We start from the raw sequence: 17,302 nt of genomic DNA, 5'->3' as shown, positions 1-17,302 counted from the left end.
ACAAGCGCACGCACCCTACGCGAGCTTTTGTCTGGCTTCGTCGATCGTAATCAGGCCGGATTCGAGTTGGCGGAGGATCAGGTCGGTGAGGGCGCGGTCGGTTTCGTAGCGTTCGCGGCGGTCGAAGTCGAGGCGGTTGTCGAAGACGTGGCGGGCTTCGGCGTCGAGACCATGCAGGGCCAGTTCGATGTTGGCGATCCACTCGCAGAAGCGCGAGGCGGCGCGTTGCAGCGTCGCGATCTGCCGGCCCACCATCTCGTATTTGAATTTGGCCCAGGTCTGGGTGCCGCCGTAGGCGTAGCCGAGCATGAACGACGCCAGATGGCAGCCGGCGATCACATCCTCGACCATCGAGCGGTGATTGAGATACCAGCTGCGCGACGAGGTCACCTCGCCGGAGGGACTGATGTGGCGAATTTCGACATCGTCCCAGGTGACCGGGTTGTCGTCGACATCGAATTCACGCAGGGCGCGCACGGTCTGGTCGAAGTAGGCGTTGGCGCGGGCGGTGTAGTCGCTGTCGGATTCGGCCGCGCCCGGCGCCGGTGGCTTGATCGCCACATGCAGACGGTGATAACCGGCGTTGTGCGTCGCCTTGCCGATGTCGCGCACCAGCTCCTGCTCGATGCGCGCGACAAATCCGACCGCCCCGATCAGCGACTTGCCGTGGGGACGTCCGGCCTCGGCATCCAGCGGCTGGTAGAAGATGGCATCCGAATCGAGCGTCAGGCGTCCTCCCGGCGTGCGCTGGTACATCCGCCAGCCATCCTGGGGGTCCGGCGCGAACTCGAGCGTGGCCGTGTCGATGAAATCAAACCGTGCCAGGCCGGCGCGTGAGGGCAACAGGGTGAGCTCGCCGCAGACGGCGCCATCGGTGAAGAGCGCATCGAAATACTGCAAGAGCAGAGCGTCGAATCCGGCAAAGCGGGTGAGACGGTCGGGGTGGATGCGGTGTGACAGGTCCGATAGGACCGCATAGGACCGATTCTTGATGGCTTCGGTGGACGCGCTGATTTCGAAGCGGGAGGGGGCGGCGGCCAGACGTGTCCATGTCCAGATCACCGCTTTGAGGACGGGGATGTGGTCGCGCATGAAGCGATGCAGGCGTGTGGCGAAGGCACGGTCGGTGACCGCGCCGCCGGCGAAAGTCCACTCGTGCTCGCCGAAGTCGGGACGCTGGGAGCGCGGGCGAGTCGACCAACCGGCGGCCCGCGTGAAGGCGGCGGGACGGTCGCTGGAGGAGGAGACACGGCGGGCAAAGAGGCGTTGCCACCAGGAGGAGGGAAAGTGCGGCATCTACCCTACCCGGTCACGTGACTGGCACCCCCGAAGTGGGGGTGGGGATTGGCGATTGGCGATTGTGAGATGGGGGTGTGGTGGCGGCACGATTGGGAAGGCGAGGCTTCGGCCGTGCCTGCTGGTGGCGACGTAGCGGGCGGCCGGCGATCAAGGCGCTGAAAGCCCCGTGTCCCGCGACACTTGAATCAGGTTCTCGATCGGGACGTTGCCTACGGACGGTAGTGCGCGTTCAGGTAGGCGATGATGTCGTCGTAGGTCTTGTCGCCGGCGTGGCCATCGAGGATGGCGGGGTTGCCGTCGGCGTCTTTGACAATCTCGCCCTTGTGGAAAAGGATCACTACCGGCGTACCGGGCAGACTGAAACGTTTGCGCATGTTTTCGTTGCCGCGGGTGCCATCGATGTCGGCGTAGGCCCAGCGAATGCCGGCGTAGGCGGATTGGCCGGCGGCGCGGTTGAAATCGGGGGTGAAGTTGTTGCAGTCGCCGCACCAGTAGGCGCAGAAGTTGACGATCAGCCATTCGTTCGCGGAGAGCAGGTAGTCGAGATTGTCGTCGATGTAGCGGTCGCCCAGCTCGCGGCAACGGGCGGTGTCGGCCAGTTCGCCGCGGATTTCGATCACGGGCGCGGTTTTGATCGAGTCAGTGTACCAGCCGGCCATGGCATTCTCCCCGGCGATCATGACAATCGCCGCGGCGAGAATGTAGCGGATGGACAAATGGGCACGTCGCATGGGGCACTCCTTTTTGACAAGGCGGCGCAGGTTTGTCAGCGGATCAGCCGCAACTGTCCGGAAGCCAGTGTGTCCGGGAGCATCGCCCTGTCGAGTTGAAACCGTATGCGGCGGGCGGCGGGGTCCCAGATGCTCTCTCCGGTCGAGAAGCCGGAGGCGAACTTGGCCAGGAGCAAATCGCGGCGGTAATCGTAGAGGCCCGCCTCGAGACTGTCGCAAACGATGCCGAGGATTTGGTGGTCATACTGCGCATCGGGAAACTGCTCGGAGAACAGACGGCTGCGGTAGGCGTTGTCGCCAAAGTCCGGGTCGCTTAGGGTGATGCCGGTCTGGCCGCCCGACTTCTCCCCTGTCAGTTCAACGTAGTAGCGGACCCCATCCGCGAGAATACGCACATCCAGACCATCGGCCACTTCCTGCCACAGGAGAGACGCATCGGGGCTTGCGTGGCAGGGGTCGAGGCCGCGGTGGGTGAAGAGCTCGAGTTCGCGCACCAGACAGGCAGGGACGACCCGTTCCCAGGGTTGCCCGGTGCTCTCCTCGACTGCCTGCCGGACATCTTCGGCGCGGATGCCGCGCACATATTGCTGCGGTCCGGAAAGCCGGCGATACAGCACGGTGAAATTGGGAAATCCCATGGAGGAGATCAGACAGCGCGTGAACAGCCCGCCGACGGCATACGAGAGGTCGGAGGCATCGGCCTGAAAGCCGTCATAGGTGAGGATGTCCTCGACGGTCATCAACTCGGCATCGAGGACATACGCGCCCATCTGCAAACTGACGTGCGGCGCCTTGCCCCAGCGGCCGCCGTAGGCCACCGCCACGCCCTCCTGCAGAGCGGGCAGGGTGTACATCGGCAACTGGCCGAGACGGAAATTCATCAGCGCATGCACGATCTCATGCGGGTGCGGCAGATGACTGGTGACGATCGCATCCAAAGGCAGGTAGGTCAGGCCATGGGCGTCATGCCCGGTGAGCGCGCGCACGCGCGCGCGGTCGGCCAGGTAGTAATCGATGCGACGCGCGGTCAGACGGATCCAGTGATCGTCGTGGAAGTGGAAGACGCCGCCGAGCGAATCGACGGCGGCATCGAGGGCTTCCAGCGCAAAATCGTTGAGCAGGCTCGAGTCGGGGCAGCGCACCCGGAAGAAGCGCGTGTGATACTCCGGCCAGTCGCGGGTGGCATGGTAAATCGGCGAGGTCAGCCGCCAGCCCGTTTCGGTCGGCACAAGGAGATAGGTGTGCCGTACCGCGACGGCGCCGGAACGGACCTCGACGACTTTGGCGACCAGCGTGTCGGTGACCAGCGAATCGGAAACGGAGTATTGGATTGTCCCGTTGGCGATCACCGCCCGGTGCTCCTGCAGGGGCGAAGTGCAATCGACCTTGAGCGGCAACCCGGTGAAGCGGACTTCGAGACGGTTGGCGAGTTCCACCTCCGCCGACAGCCAGAGCGATTTGGCGGCGGTCCAGTTGTCGCCGAGGACGGCGGCGACATAGGCGGAGAAGACGCTGTCGGCGGGATTGGCTTGGGCCGGGACCGCGATGGCGATGAGGAAGAGGAGGGACAATGCCGGCCGCTGGCGCATGCGGCAAAGATAACCGATTCCGCGCATGGACGCATGGGCGCAGATGGGCAACGAGGCGGGGGGCGGTTTGGCGCGGCACCGCGGCGGCAATCGGGTTATATTGGCCCCATGCCAGCCAAGTCACCAACGCCCGGCCCGAACGGCCCCAACGACCGCTGCGAAATCGACTCGTTTGATCCGAAGAAGGTGGCGGCGGCGCGAAAGTTGATGCTGCCCGCCGACGAGATCGAGCGGATGTCATCGATCTTCCAATGCGTGGCGCATCCGACACGCATCAAGATCATCCAGGCGCTGTTCACCGGCGAGCTGTGTGTCTGCGACTTGGCGCAGGTGCTCGGGTCAAGCGTGTCGGCGGTGTCGCATCAGTTGCGGACATTGCGGTCGCTGCGGCTGGTGAAGTATCGCCGCGAGGGCAAGATGGCCTACTACTCCATCGATGACGAGCATGTGCGGGCGCTCTTTGCGCTCGGGCTGGAGCATGTGCGGCATGGGTGAGACGAACGCGGCCCGTGAAGTTCCGCGCTCACCCCTTCTTGATCAGATAGATGATCGCGATTGCCAGGAGGATGGGTCCGGCGAATTCGACGGCGAAGGCGATCAGCATGCCCACACCGACAAATAACGGCACACCGAATCCCACAATGATGCCGGTCGCGAATCCGTCGCCCACAAGCAGGGCGCCCGCGGCAATGGCCAACGGCACCGCCAGGAGCAAGGCCAGGGAACTCAGGAGTATCCACTTCAACATGGGACCACCTTCCGATCCGCCGGGATGGTGACCTCAACTGGACACATCTGACATACGTTGCCGCAACGCCAAAGTTGCGGCCGAACAGGGACTTGGCCGGTTGTCAGTCCTCGTTTTTTATTTGCATATTTGTTCAAGTGTTCTATCGTTGCTGACGTAGAAGGAGTTAGCGAGCCAACGATGAAAACCTGGATCACCAACGCGGCGATAGAGACCGGGCGGATTGCGCTGGAGATGGCGCCTTATATCGTGCTCGGGCTTGTCGCGGCGGTGTTGATCTATGCGGCCTTCCCGAAGGGCCAGATTTTTCGCTGGCTGGGACGGCGTGGGATCGGCTCGATCATCAAGGGGGCGTTGGCGGGAATTCCCCTTCCCTTGTGCTCATGCGGCGTCGTGCCGGTGGCAATGACGTTGCGTCGCAGCGGCGCCTCCGACGGGGCGACTGTCTCCTTTCTGGTGTCGGAGCCCGAGACCGGTCCGGATTCGATCGCGGTGACCTGGGCGTTGATCAATCCGCTGATGACGGTGCTGCGGCCGGTGGCGGCGTTGGTCACGGCGACCGCCACGGGGCTGGCGGTGGAGCGGTTTGCGCCGCGCAAGGCGGTGTTCGAAACGGACAGGACCAATGGGGCCGAGAGGACCGATTCTTCGTGGGCGGCGCGGCTGCGGGGATCGTTTGACTATGTGATGAAGGACTTTCTGCCCGACATCGCCAATTGGCTGGTTGTAGGGATTGTGTTGTCGGGCGTGTTGGCGGTGATCATTCCCGACAACTGGTTTGAGCGCATCGGATCGTTTACGCAGATGGTCATGGGTGTGGTGGTGGGTGTCCCGCTTTACATCTGCGCGTCGGCGTCGACGCCGATCGCGGCGGTCTTCCTCGCCAAGGGGATGAGCCCCGGGGCGGCGCTGGTCTTCCTGCTGGTGGGGCCGGCGACAAACGCGGCGTCGTTTGCGGTCATCGTGCGCGAACTGGGGGCACGGGCCGCAACGGTCTATCTGGCGGGAATGATCATAACGGCGGTGCTGTTGGGCGTTTTGGTCGATGCGACGATGGGTTCATGGGACTGGACACCCAGGATCGCGTTGGTTGCGGCGGATGAACGCATCGGCATCTGGCACTGGGCAGGGCTGGCGGCGCTGGTGGCCGCGCTGGGGTCGGTGTGGTGGCGGCAATTGCGCAAGAGCCGCCTGTTCGCCGCGGCGGGTTGAGGGCAGACACTCGAATATCAGAGCACTGTTGTCACGTCTGTTGCCGTTCAGCGAACGAAGCAGATCCCTCGCTCCGCTCGGGATGACGATTTTTGACCGCTGAGTCAGCGTCGTAGACGCAGTGCTTCTGACCTGCGACGCGCCAGTCAAGAGGCAGATCCCTCTCCGCCCGCGGCGGATCAGGATGACGATCCTCAGCGCCGAGCCAGATTCGGACCTCCCTTAGAACGAATAGTCGACAAAAGCGGCCAGATCGATCAGACTGACGTTGCCGCCGGGGTCGCGTACGCCGGATGGTCCGGCGATGCGCGCCAAGGTCTCCGCATCGTCACCGGAATCGGAATCACTGGTGAACAGGTGGGCGAAACGCGCCTCGAACCCGAAGCCGACATTGCGGCTGAACATGTGGGTGACGCCGATGGCCGCTTCGAGACCGAGCGAGACATCGTATTCGCCCGACCAGATCTCGTCGCCGCTGTCGAAGGTCAGCTCGGGCTTGCCGAGGAAGGCGCCGGCGCGTGCATAGGGACGGGTCGCCGCGCCGGGCATGGCCAGGAACTTGCCGTAGAGGCCGAAGATTTCGGTCAGTGTCCAGTGGGCTTCGAGGTCGGGCGCGATCGCATCGAGCATCTCCCGCTTGACGTCGAAGCGGTCGTAGCCGAAACGGCCGCCGACCAGGAAGGTTTCTGTGACGCCGTACTCCAGCCTGAGGCCCAAGTCGAAGCCGGTCTTGGCGCCGCCGGCCTGGGGATTGGCCAGATCATCATCGGCGAAGTCCCCGATCGGGACGACCACGCCGCCGCAGGCCGCAAGGAAGAAGCGATGGTACGCGTCGAAGGCGGACGCGGGAGCGGCGCAGCAGGCGATCACAACCAGCGTGACAACGGACAGCGTGAGTCGGCGCATAGAGCCTCCGGGTTGTGTTGTGGGACCGCGACTGAAAGACGACGGCAAACATACACGCGGCGGCCGTCGATGGCGAGCGATAATTCGAGCCGGGTGAAAACGCAGCAGGCCGGAGCGGACGCCCCGGCCTGCTGGTGTCTATCATCCTGAATGGAACGGACTACTTGCCGCCGAAGAAGAACGACACGCCGGCGCGGACGGCGATCCACTGCACGTTGGTCGTCGCCTCTTCCGTGCCGAACGAATCACCGTCGACGGTCAATTCGACATCCTTGCCGTCAGTCATCAGGTGATTGAAGCTTCCCTCGACGAAACCGCCGAGATTCGGCGAGAACATGTGCAAGACTCCGACCCCGCCTTCCAGGCCGAGCGCTGTTGCGACGTCTATTTCGACTTCGCCGCTTTCACCTCCGGCCTCGGCATCCGTTTTGAACTTCGCTTTCCCCGCGTTGACTCCGGCTTTGAAGTACGGGCGGGTGTTGCTGCCGGCTGAAAGCAGAAGCTTCACAAAGGCACCGAACTCCATCACGGTCCACTTTGGACCGTCCAGTGTGGCGCCCTCGACCGGCGACATGTCTTCGTCGAATCCAAACTGATTGTAACCGAAGCGGCCGCCGACCATGACATTCTCGGTCAGACCATACTCCGCCATCGCGCCGAGTCCGAACCCCGTCTTGGCGCCCAGTGAATTCTCATTTTCGGGATCGTTGTCGGCGAAGTCACCGATCGGAATGACAACGCCGCCATACGGTGAGACGGCGAACCGGCCGAGGACTTCCGCCTGGGCGGCGCTGCTGAAGAGCAGGGCGACCATCAGTACGGATGTCAGAACGATCACTTTGCGCATGCACCCTCCTTGGATGTGTTGGCTGTCAAACTGCAACCATTGGCCTGTCAAAATAAAACCCGCGAGCGGGCATGGCGATAAATATCGAAGGATAAAAGTATCTTATTCGCTGACAACCAGATACCGAGACGAATACTACTTGTGGTAGCCCTCGCCACGCAGGATGGACAGGGCGCGGGCGGTCTGTTCGCAGGCGGTGACCAGCGCCAGTTCGTGCGGGAAGGTCAACGGGCCGAACGACCAGGCCAGATGGGCGGCTTCCTGCACCCGGGGATCCAGCCCCCAAGCGCCGCCGATGATGATACACACCCGGCCGCCATGCGCATCAATTCCCTTCTGCAGACGCGCCGCGAACGTTTCGGATGTGAAGCTCCTCCCGGCCTTGTCGCAGGCGATGGCGAATCCTGGTTCGGCCGTCAGGTGCGCCAGGATGCGGTCGCCTTCATGGCGGACAATGGCGCCTGTGTTCTCGAGCGAGGCCGGCGCGGGTTTGAGCCACGCGAAGCGTACGTCGGTGTACTTGGACAGGAACCTGGTGTAATGCTCCAGCGCGGCGATTGCCCACGGTGCGCGGGGCTTGCCGATGGCGATTACGGTCAGGCGCATGGGACGCTCAGCCGAACGCAAGGGGCTTTCAGCCCCTTGTCCCGGTGAGAACAGTCAGGCGAAGAGGGCTTCGACGAACTCGTCGGGGTCAAAGGTTTCGAGATCCTCTATTCCCTCGCCGACACCGACCCAGGCGACGGGAATCTTCAGTGTGTGGGCGATCGCCAGCACGATGCCACCTTTGGCGGTGCCATCGAGTTTGGTGAGCACGATGCCATCGACGCCGACGGCCTTGGTGAATTCCTGCGCCTGTGACAGACCATTCTGCCCGGTGGTCGCATCCATGACCAGCAGGACTTCCGGTTTGGGCGCATCGTTGCCCAGCGCCTTGTCGACCGAGCGGCGCACCTTGGCCAGCTCGGCCATCAGGTTCGATTTGGTCTGGAGGCGTCCGGCGGTGTCGATCAGCACGACATCGACGCCGCGCGCCTTGGCGGCGGCGACGGCATCGTAAGCGACCGCGGCCGGATCGGCGCCATGCTGCGATGCCACGATCTGCGCGCCGGCGCGTTCGGCCCAGATTTCCAGTTGTTCGCCGGCGGCGGCGCGAAAGGTGTCGGCGGCAGCGAAGATGACGGAGCGTCCGGCGCGGGCATGGTGGCAACCGATCTTGCCGATCGAGGTGGTCTTCCCCGCGCCGTTGACGCCGACGAAGACCGTCACCTGCGGCCGTCCGATCGAACCGGATGCGGGGCGGGCGCTGTGGCGCAGGACATCGGCCATCGCCTGCTTGAGCCGGGCGATCACGCCATCGGAGTCGCCGACGTTGTCACGCTTGCAGGCCTCGCGGGTGGTCTCGGTCAGTTCGACGGCCAGGTCGAGGCCGCAATCGGCGGCGATCAGGGCCGCCTCAAGATCGTCGAAGAGCGCGGGATCGAACTTCGGCTGGAGGCCGATCGATTCCTTGATCTTGTCGGTGAGGTTCCTGTGAGTCTTGGAGAGGCCGTCTTTGAGTTTCTGAAAAAAGGAACGCACGATGTCCTCCGGGAGGGGCAAGGATATCGCGTTGCCGGGCGGTAAACAAGGGGCTGGAGGCCCCTTGTCCGGCGAATGCGCGACGTGGCGGGGATGCGATAGCGGCGCTTACGAGTCGACGTCGGCGGGCTCGGCCGTGTCGATGGCGATGCGCGGTTCGGCCAGGCCGGGTTCGGCGGCCGATTCGTCGGCGCGGTTGAGACGCACCGAGACCAGTTTGGAGATGCCGGGTTGTTCCATGGTCACACCATAGAGGGCGTCGGCCGCCTCCATCGTCAGCTTGTTGTGCGTGACGATGATAAACTGGGTGCGTCCCTTGAACCGATCGATCATCCGCAGGAAGCGTCCACAGTTGGCGTCATCGAGGGGCGCGTCGACTTCATCGAGAATGCAGAAGGGCGACGGCTTGACCAGGTAGAGGCCGAAGAGCAGCGCCAGCGCGGTGAGGGCGCGTTCGCCGCCGGAGAGCTGGCGGATGCCGATGAACTTCTTGCCACGTGGACGGGCATAGATTTCGATCGGCGACTCCAGCGGGTTGCCCTCCTCGGTCAGACGGACATCGGCCTCGCCGCCGCGGAACAGTTCGGTGAAGACATTCTGGAAGTGCGCGCGCGCCGAGTTGAAGGTCTCCATGAAGCGCTCGCCGGCGGTGCGGTTGAGCTCGTCGATGGTCTCCTGCAACTGCTGCTTGGCGGAGCGCAGGTCGCCGACCTGCTTTTCGAGGAAGTCCCAGCGTTGCTTTTCGGTCTGGTACTCTTCGAGGGCCAACGGGTTGACCGGGCCGAGGCGGTCGATCTGCTGCTTGAGCGATTCGGCCTTCTCGCGCAGGTCGTCGTCGGAGTCGGCGGTCTCTTCGATCGTGGCCGAGGCGGGATCGATCCCGTGAGTCTCCTGGATGCGCAGACGGGTCTGCTCGGCATCATGACGGAGCCCGGAGAGTTCGAGTTCGATCTGGGCGCGCTTGCGCTCGGCGTCGTCGCGGGTGTGCCGTAGTTCGCGCAGGCGATTCTCCACGCCGGACATCGCATCCTTGCGGCGGGCAACTTCGGCGCGGGTGGCGGCGCGTTCGCTGTCGGCCTGATCGCAGGCGGCCTGGAGTTCGCGTTCGCGCGCGGCGGCGCCTGCAAGATTGGCCGCGAGCGTCTCCTGCTCGGCGGCGATTTCCGTCAGGCGCGCCTGGATCGATTCCTGCTCCAGACGGGTCTCGGCGGCGGATTCCTCGCAGCGGCGGATTTCGGTTACGTGGGCATCGAGTTTGGCCTGCGATTCAACCACTTCGACCCGCGCCTGATTGAGGATGGCGGCCGCCTGATTCTGTTTCTCCTCGGCGGCGGCCAGCGCGGCGCGCGCCTCGGCCAGGGCGGCGGCCAGCGCGGCCAGACGGGTCTGCAGTTCGGTTTCCGAGGCGCCATCGGTGGCGGGGTCGGTCAGGCCGAGCGACTCCTGCTGGGCCCATTCCGCATCCAGTTCGGCGGCGCGGCGGCGGTATTCGGCCAGACGGGTGCTGGCTGCTTCGAGCGCCAACTGCCGCGCGGAAATCTCGGCCTCCATCTCGGTCAGGCGGCGCGCGGCATCGTCGAGGGCCGGCTTCTGATCGATCAGGCGGGCGCTCAGGGCGGCGAGCGCCTGTTCACAGGACGCCAACGCGGCTTCGGCTTCGCGAATGCGTTCATCGAAATCCTTGAGCCGGTCGGCGCGTCCGACTAACGGCTCCGCACTGTCGGCGCCGGCTTGAATGATGCCGGGCGCGGCGAACAACGTGCCATCGGGCGTGACAACGGCGTAGCGCCCCTGCCCCGCCTGAAAGAGACGGCGGGCGGCATCGGTGTCGGCGGCGGTGGCGACATGCCCCAGCAACGCATCGACCCAGGGACGGTCGGATGTGTCGCATTCGATTTTGTCGGAGAGCCAGCCGGAAAACTCGGGCGCCTGAATGTCGGGGCGCGTGTCGGCCGGGGCCAGAAGCGAGCGATCGAGGATGGTGGCGCGTCCCTGCGCGCCGCTGGCCAGATGTGCGACCAGTTCGGCGACGGTGGCGGGATCATCGCACCAGATGGCGCCGATCCTGCCGGCCAGCGCCGCCTCGACCGCATGCCGCCAATCGTGCTGGGGATGGAGGCGGTCAATCCAGCCGGCGACACGTCCGGCCCAGCGCGGATCGGCGAGGATCTGCGCGGCCGCCTGCCCCAGTCCCTCGCCGCGCTGGATCAGTTCGGCGACGAGGTCGCGTCCGGCGCGCAGTTCGGCCAGCCGCGCGTCGCGCTGGCGCGACTCCTCGGTCAACCGGGTCTTTTCGTTCTCCCACTCGGCGAACTGGGCGGAGAGACGGGTGTGCGTTTCGGCGAGCGCGCGCTCTTCGGCGCGACGGGCCTCAAGTTCGCCGGTGAGTTGATCGGTCTCGGTCTGGGCCTGCGCCACCAGGGCGGTCTGACGGTCGCGGCGTTCGCGCAACTGCTCGCGACGGCGCAAGACATCCTCGCGGCGATGCTCCCAGGCCTCGCGTTGGGAGGCCAGCCGCAGGTGGGCATGCTGGATGCGGGTGTGCTCGGCATCGACCTCGGCCAGGGCGGCTTCGCGCGCGGCGACGGCGTCGCGGGCTTCGCGGTAGGCCTGTTCCACTTTCACCACGCGCTCGGCGATCAATTCGCGCGCGGCGCGGGCGTTGTTGGCTTCGTAGTCGGCGACGCCGCGGCGCTTCTCCAGCTCGGCGAGACGCTCCGTCAGCGCCTGCCGCCGTTCGGACAGGCGCGCCTGGTCCTCCCGCAGATGGCGCTGGCGATCCTCCCAGCGGATCGACTCGGTCTTGTGCGCATGCAGGAGGTTGGTCGCCTCGGTGAGACGGTCGGCGGCGGCCTGGGCGACGCGTTCGGCCTCGTCGAGGGCGACGCGCAACGCTTGCCATTCGATCTCCAGCTGGTCGACCTGCGCGGAGAGAGTGGCCGACTCCTCGCGCGCCTGCTGGTGCGCCTGATGCAGCGCGGACGCCTGTTCGAGGCGGCGTTTGTACTCGCGCACGGCCAGCGCCAGATCGACGGCCTTCCAGCGGTCGCGCAACTGGCGGTGGCGTTCGGCCATCCCCTTCTGACGCGCAAGCGAGCGAACGTGGGTGGCGACCTCATTCTTCAGGTCGGTGAGACGCAGCAGATCCTGCTCGGTCGCCTCCATTTTGCGCAGGGCGGCCTTCTGACGGACCTTGTATTTCGAGACGCCGGCGGCCTCCTCGAAGAGGAAGCGGCGCTCGTCGGGGTTTTCGGAGAGGATGGCGTCGATCATCGCCGCCTGAATGACGGCGTAGCCGTGCGAGCCCATCCCGGTGTCGAGCAACAGGTCGTGGATGTCCTTGAGACGGCAGGGGACGCCATTGAGACGGTACTCGCTTTCACCGGAGCGGTCGAGACGGCGGGTGATGGCGACTTCGGTGAAGTCGGTGGGCAGACCGCCGGACTGGTTGTCGACGATCAGGGTGACTTCGGCGGCCGACATCCCGGGACGCTGGGGTGTGCCGGAGAAGATCACATCCTCCATCTTGCCGCCGCGCAGGACGCGGGCGCGCTGTTCGCCGAGCACCCAGCGCACGGCGTCCATGAGGTTGGATTTGCCGCAGCCGTTGGGGCCGACGACGGAGGTGATCCCCGGCGAGAGGATGACCTCGGTGAGGTCGGGGAAGGTCTTGAAGCCGTTCAGTTCGATGCGTTTCAGATACATGCGGTCATCCTTAAGCGACGATCGTCAGGCCGTGGGCGTGGGCGCGGCCGCCGGCGGCGGGGCGGCGAGCTTGCGCAACATTTCGACGAACAGGATGTACTCGGTTTTGGTGTCGGCCGACTCGCGGCCATGGCGCAGCTCGATGGTGACGAAGGGACGTCCCATGCCGCCGGGCAGCCCGATGCGGGCGGGCGTGTGCGAACTCATCGCCACGCCGGCGAAGAAGACCGTGGGCTGCCGGTTGAGCGCGATCATCACATCGAAGGGCTGCTCGAACAACTGATCGAGAAACTTGCGTTTGGGCATGCCGAAGGGGCCGACATGCGAAGCTTCGGGCACCAGCGCGGTGAAGCCATAGGGATTGTAGAAGCGCGGCGCCAGACTCTTCGGCGGATACAACAACGTGACCTTGGCGCCGGGGAAGGCCTGCGGCAGCCGCGAGAGAAAGAACTCGGACTGGTGCAATTCCTCCAGATCGAGAGGCATGAGCACGAGGATGCGCCGGGCCGAGCGCAAGGCGGCGGGAAAGGTGAACTCGGCATCGTCGCACTTGTTGGCCCACCACTTGATCAGCCACTCTTTGATCATCGCGCCCTCACTGAATCGGGCCTCCGGCCGACGCCGGCACAAGCCAGGCGGCGATCGAGTCGGCGGTGACGAGCATGCGCTTGAAGCCGACGGTCCAAGAACGGAATGGTTTGAGCGGACGGCCGTTGGCGGCGGCCCGGACACCGTCGGTGTGACCCAGCGAGAGAATGAACCGGTCCAGTCCCTTGGCGGTCAGAATCTCGCCGGCCTGGTAGATGCGCGACGTGATGCTGTCGTTGTCGGCGAACAGCTCGACCCAGGTCGGCCGGTCGAACGCCAGCGACAGTTCCATCACATCGGGAATCAGGACTTCGGCGGTGTCGGTGACCGTTGCGGCGGCCGAGGTCGTATCGGCAGCCGCGGCAGAGGCGGTCGGCGCGGGTTCCGGCTCGCGCACGGGCCGCTGCGCGACGTTCGACCCCGATGTCGCCGGGGCGGCGTCGGCGGACCTGCGTGATTCGACCAGCTTCATCACGCCGAAGATAACGAGCGCCAGCGCGACGATGCCAAAGATGACATAGAGCCAGACCTTCGATGGGATCGGCTTGGCGGCGGGCAGACGCGGCGTCGGGCCGATCGGCATGCCGGCGTCGTTCGCGGTCACCCGCGTACGGGCCGGCGGCGCCCAGGCCGGACGATGATGCACATCGTAGAGCGCATAGATGTCGTTGATGTTGAGCCCGAGACGTTCGGCGTAGGACTTGAGAAACAGCCGGCCATATTCGGGCGTGGGCAGTTTGTCGAAGGCCTCCTGCTCGAGGAAGCGAAGGTATTCGGCGCGAATCTTGATGTCCTCGGCGATCTCCTCGATCTTGAGGCCGAGTTGGTGACGGCGCGCGGCGAGGATTTCGCCGAGACGGTCTCTGGTGATGTCGATTTCGCCGGCGGCGATGTCGATACGCCCGGCGCCCGGTGTGTTGCCGGACTCGGGCGCGCTGCCTGTGGTGTTACGACCGTTTGTCATCTGAGAACCCGTGCGAGGACAGCGTTCAGACAACCCACCGGCAACCCGATGATGTTGTCGAGCGGACCGGCGATACGGTCCACGAACTGTCCCCCTCCCCCTTGTATCGCGTACGCGCCGGCCTTATCGGCGGGCTCGCCGGAGCGTATGTAGCCGGCGATCTCCCGATCCGAGAGACGGCGAAAGTGAACGTGTGACACCGCCGACCCGGCGGCGTGCCGTGCCGCAGTAACGTTGATGACCGCCACGCCGGTGTAGACCTGATGTGTCCGGCCGGAGAGTGAACGCAACATCGCGCGCGCCTGAGCGTGTGTGCGCGGCTTGCCCAGCCCGCAAGGACCCTGGACGACGATGGTGTCCGCCGCAATCACCAGGCCGCGGCGCTGATGGGCGGCGGCATCGGCCGCTTTGCGCCAGGCCCAGCGCCGCACCCAGCCACGCCAATCGGGACCCCGCGGCGGGGGCTCGTCGAGCGTGTGATTCCAGACGCGGAAGCGAACGCGGCACTGCCGCAGTATCGCGCGCCGTCGCGGCGACGCCGACGCGAGAATCACCGTATGTCCGGCCAAGAGCGCATGAAGACGCGCCGCGGCGGCATCGTCGGCCCACAGCCCGCGCGCGAGGCGATCCGACCAGTCTCGTTGCGTCCATCTCACGCGTCCAGAACGAGCGTCACCGGGCCCCAGTTGGCGATTTCGACCAGCATTTTCGCGCCGAACTTCCCGGTGGCGACCGTCAGGTTCATACTCCGAAACACCTCGACCAGCCGCAAGTAGTATTTCTCCGCCAGCCCCGGTTCCAGCGCCCCGGTAAACGAGGGACGGCGGCCCTTTTCGGTGTCGGCGTAGAGTGTGAACTGCGAAACGACCAGGACGGAGTACCCCAGGTCCAGCAGCGAGAGGTTCATCTTCCCCTGATCGTCCTCAAAGATGCGCAGATTGGCGATCCGTCGCGCCATCGGCTCGATCTGGGACTCGTCATCGCCAGTCTTGAAGCCGACCAGGAGGACCAAGCCGGATTCGATCTCGCCGACAACCTCGTTGTCGACTTTGACCCGACCACTTCGGACCCTTTGCAGACAGATTCGCATGATTTGTGCAACCGCAAGACAGACAATGGGAAAGAGAGTACGGCGGCGAATCGCGGCGGTCAAGAGAAATCGTCGGCTCGCATTGGTTATCCTGTTGAAATGACGGGAGTTGTAAAGCGACAGGAAACGACAGCGACGGTCTCGTGATATTGCGCTTCACTGGAATGTATTAATCATATGAATTGCAATCAATTACAAATCGCTCATTGGGGCGCATTGCAGTAAAGCCTGTTTCCCGCCACGGCGGACTGGGCCTCCTCGCCATGACGGAGGGGATCATTCCTCCGACACAGGTTACCTCACGGTCATTTCGAGGCGGAGCCAAGCCGGAGGCGCAGGTGACGACGAAGCAATCCTTTTCCCCCCTGCCGAGCCGGGCGAACCGATTCTGGGTGCCGCGCGTCAGTTCCGCCAGAAGGCGGGCACTTCCTACCGCGCCGGCGCGATGTTCATGTTCATTCGGAAGAGATTGCCCGGATCGTACTTCTGCTTGGCCGCGACGAGGCGGTCATAGTTGGGACCATAGGCTGCGCGCACACGCGACATTTCGTCGGCGGTCAGGAAGTTGACATACACGCCGCCGGTGGCATACGGCTCGGTCTTCTGGCAGAAGTCGCGCGCCCACTGAACGCATTTCTGGTCATCGGCGGGATTGTCCCAGCGGCTGTGCACGTTCATGGCATAGACGGTGTCGCGCTGCGAATACGCCATCGCGTCGCGGGCCGGCCGCGTGGTGGCCGCGCCGATGCCGCCGAGAAAGATCTCGCACTGATCGGAAGGCAGTTTGCCGATGTAGTCGATCAACAGATCGATCAAGCCATCCTTGAGCTCCGCGAGATTGTGCGACTTCCAGTAGTTGCGCGCGCCGGGCGTGAGCAGCGGATCGAAGGCCGATTGCCAGCCGGTATAGGGCTGCATGCCGACCGCCTCGCCGAGCAGCGCGCCGAAGTGACGCACCGGCTCGATCGCCCGCCGGCCAGCGTCGGGGTCGCCGGAATGAAAGACGGGAAAGACAATGACTTCCGTGCCATGGGCCGAGGCGGGCAGAAACGGCAACGGCGGCGCCTTGCGCATCACGACCCAGACGGTGGTCTCATCACCGAGTGACTGGATGTATTCGCGGTACTTTTTCAGCGCGGAGCGGGCATCGGACAGCGGGAAGACAAAAAGCCCCGCGAGGATTTCGGGACCGACCGGATGCAGGCGGAACTCGAAGCGGGTGACGATGCCGAAATTGCCGCCGCCGCCGCGCAGCGCCCAGAAGAGATCGGCGTTTTCCTTTTCGCTGGCGGTGACGACGCGCCCATCGGCCAGCACCACTTCGCAGGCCAGCAGGTTGTCGATGGTCATCCCGAAGCGTCGCGACAGCCAGCCAAAACCGCCGCCGAGCGTCAGGCCGGCGACCCCGGTGGTAGAGTTGATGCCCAGCGGCGTGGCCAGGCCGTGCTTTTGCGCCGCCTGATCGAAGTCGCCCAGGGTCGCGCCCGGTCCGACCCGCGCCACCTTTGCCTTTGCGTCGATCTCCACGGTTCTCATCCGCGAGAATTCGACCAGGACGCCGCCGTCGCAGACGGCGTTGCCGGCGATGTTGTGACCGCCGCCTTTGATCGCCAACAACAGATTGTGTTCGCGGACAAAGGCGACGACCGCGGCGACATCGGCGGCGCCGGCGCACTGCGCGACGAGCGCCGGGCGACGGTCGATCATCGCGTTCCAGAGGGCGCGCGCGTCATCGTAGCCCGGATCGCCGGATTGCAGCAACGCGCCCCGCAGTCGCGCGCGCAGTTGCGTGACGGCCTCCGACGGCACTTCGGTGGCACCCCCCGAGAGAGCGGCGACTTTCACAGGTCCCATCGTTCCTCCTTGAAGCTTGTGACTGGCACGAATCGGAATGCCGGGTGCGCGAGCGCAAGTCCGTCGAATTTTATCCTAATTTCTCAGGCGGCCAAAGTCAAGCGAGGCGGACGGCGAATGGCGAGGAATGAGAGGATGGCCACGGACTGACTGTCGCCGACAAACCGGCGACAGTCAGTCCGAAAGTC

16 protein-coding genes are annotated in these 17,302 nt (G+C 64.9%); 2 read left to right on the top strand and 14 right to left on the bottom strand.

Annotation, left to right across the window (positions count from 1 at the left end; genetic code table 11):
• Nucleotides 1-15: 15 nt before the first annotated feature.
• The 3 genes from VNN55_07440 to VNN55_07430 form a co-directional block, all read right to left on the bottom strand.
• Nucleotides 16-1,296: a hypothetical protein gene (locus VNN55_07440; GenBank protein ID HWO57382.1), complete on the bottom strand. Its 1,281-nt coding sequence runs from the start codon at nt 1,294-1,296 to the stop codon at nt 16-18.
• Nucleotides 1,297-1,508: 212 nt separating this feature from the next.
• Entirely contained in the window at nt 1,509-2,030 is a 522-nt protein-coding gene (locus VNN55_07435; GenBank protein ID HWO57381.1) for a thioredoxin family protein, read from the bottom strand.
• A 35-nt stretch (nt 2,031-2,065) separates the two neighbouring features.
• On the bottom strand, nt 2,066-3,619 hold the full coding sequence (locus tag VNN55_07430; protein HWO57380.1) for a hypothetical protein: 1,554 nt from the start codon (nt 3,617-3,619) through the stop codon (nt 2,066-2,068).
• A gap of 108 nt (nt 3,620-3,727) precedes the next feature.
• Between VNN55_07430 and VNN55_07425 the strand changes: the two genes are divergently transcribed.
• Entirely contained in the window at nt 3,728-4,114 is a 387-nt protein-coding gene (locus tag VNN55_07425) for a metalloregulator ArsR/SmtB family transcription factor (protein ID HWO57379.1), read from the top strand.
• 28 nt (nt 4,115-4,142) lie between these two features.
• Here VNN55_07425 and VNN55_07420 read toward each other — a convergent pair whose 3' ends face one another.
• Nucleotides 4,143-4,367, bottom strand: coding sequence for a hypothetical protein (locus tag VNN55_07420; GenBank protein HWO57378.1), 225 nt, complete (start codon nt 4,365-4,367; stop codon nt 4,143-4,145).
• A 180-nt stretch (nt 4,368-4,547) separates the two neighbouring features.
• Here VNN55_07420 and VNN55_07415 point away from each other — a divergent pair, with 180 nt between their 5' ends.
• Nucleotides 4,548-5,579, top strand: coding sequence for a permease (locus tag VNN55_07415; protein HWO57377.1), 1,032 nt, complete (start codon nt 4,548-4,550; stop codon nt 5,577-5,579).
• Between the two features lie 222 nt (nt 5,580-5,801).
• Here the strand turns inward: VNN55_07415 and VNN55_07410 are convergent, their stop codons facing one another.
• The 10 genes from VNN55_07410 to VNN55_07365 all read right to left on the bottom strand — a co-directional run bounded on the left by VNN55_07410 (nt 5,802) and on the right by VNN55_07365 (nt 17,114).
• A complete protein-coding gene (locus VNN55_07410) occupies nt 5,802-6,485 on the bottom strand; it encodes an outer membrane beta-barrel protein (protein HWO57376.1) in 684 nt (227 codons plus the stop codon).
• A gap of 160 nt (nt 6,486-6,645) precedes the next feature.
• The gene (locus VNN55_07405) at nt 6,646-7,332 is read right to left on the bottom strand and encodes an outer membrane beta-barrel protein (GenBank protein HWO57375.1); all 687 of its coding nucleotides are present in this window, start codon (nt 7,330-7,332) and stop codon (nt 6,646-6,648) included.
• Between the two features lie 135 nt (nt 7,333-7,467).
• Nucleotides 7,468-7,938, bottom strand: a complete 471-nt coding sequence (locus tag VNN55_07400; protein ID HWO57374.1) for a 23S rRNA (pseudouridine(1915)-N(3))-methyltransferase RlmH — start codon at nt 7,936-7,938, stop codon at nt 7,468-7,470.
• Nucleotides 7,939-7,992: 54 nt separating this feature from the next.
• Nucleotides 7,993-8,916 carry a signal recognition particle-docking protein FtsY gene (ftsY, locus tag VNN55_07395; protein HWO57373.1) on the bottom strand — a complete coding sequence of 308 codons (924 nt, stop codon included), beginning with the start codon at nt 8,914-8,916 and terminating at the stop codon, nt 7,993-7,995.
• 105 nt (nt 8,917-9,021) lie between these two features.
• Nucleotides 9,022-12,618 carry a chromosome segregation protein SMC gene (gene smc / locus VNN55_07390; GenBank protein HWO57372.1) on the bottom strand — a complete coding sequence of 1,199 codons (3,597 nt, stop codon included), beginning with the start codon at nt 12,616-12,618 and terminating at the stop codon, nt 9,022-9,024.
• Nucleotides 12,619-12,642: 24 nt separating this feature from the next.
• The gene (locus tag VNN55_07385) at nt 12,643-13,206 is read right to left on the bottom strand and encodes a hypothetical protein (protein ID HWO57371.1); all 564 of its coding nucleotides are present in this window, start codon (nt 13,204-13,206) and stop codon (nt 12,643-12,645) included.
• A gap of 7 nt (nt 13,207-13,213) precedes the next feature.
• Nucleotides 13,214-14,170 carry a RodZ domain-containing protein gene (locus VNN55_07380; protein HWO57370.1) on the bottom strand — a complete coding sequence of 319 codons (957 nt, stop codon included), beginning with the start codon at nt 14,168-14,170 and terminating at the stop codon, nt 13,214-13,216.
• Nucleotides 14,167-14,826, bottom strand: coding sequence for a Maf family protein (locus tag VNN55_07375; protein ID HWO57369.1), 660 nt, complete (start codon nt 14,824-14,826; stop codon nt 14,167-14,169). The genes VNN55_07380 and VNN55_07375 overlap by 4 nt, the downstream gene beginning before the upstream one ends.
• Nucleotides 14,823-15,260 (bottom strand): D-aminoacyl-tRNA deacylase, encoded by a 438-nt coding sequence (gene dtd, locus VNN55_07370; GenBank protein ID HWO57368.1) that lies wholly within the window; start codon nt 15,258-15,260, stop codon nt 14,823-14,825. Before dtd ends, VNN55_07375 begins: the two co-directional genes overlap by 4 nt.
• A 429-nt stretch (nt 15,261-15,689) precedes the next feature.
• Nucleotides 15,690-17,114, bottom strand: a complete 1,425-nt coding sequence (locus VNN55_07365) for an FAD-binding oxidoreductase (GenBank protein HWO57367.1) — start codon at nt 17,112-17,114, stop codon at nt 15,690-15,692.
• Nucleotides 17,115-17,302: the final 188 nt, after the last annotated feature.

The sequence above is a fragment of the bacterium genome (assembly GCA_035559435.1).
Lineage (GTDB): Bacteria > Zixibacteria > MSB-5A5 > WJJR01 > WJJR01 > JACQFV01.
This window is presented reverse-complemented; position numbering and strand designations above follow the sequence as displayed.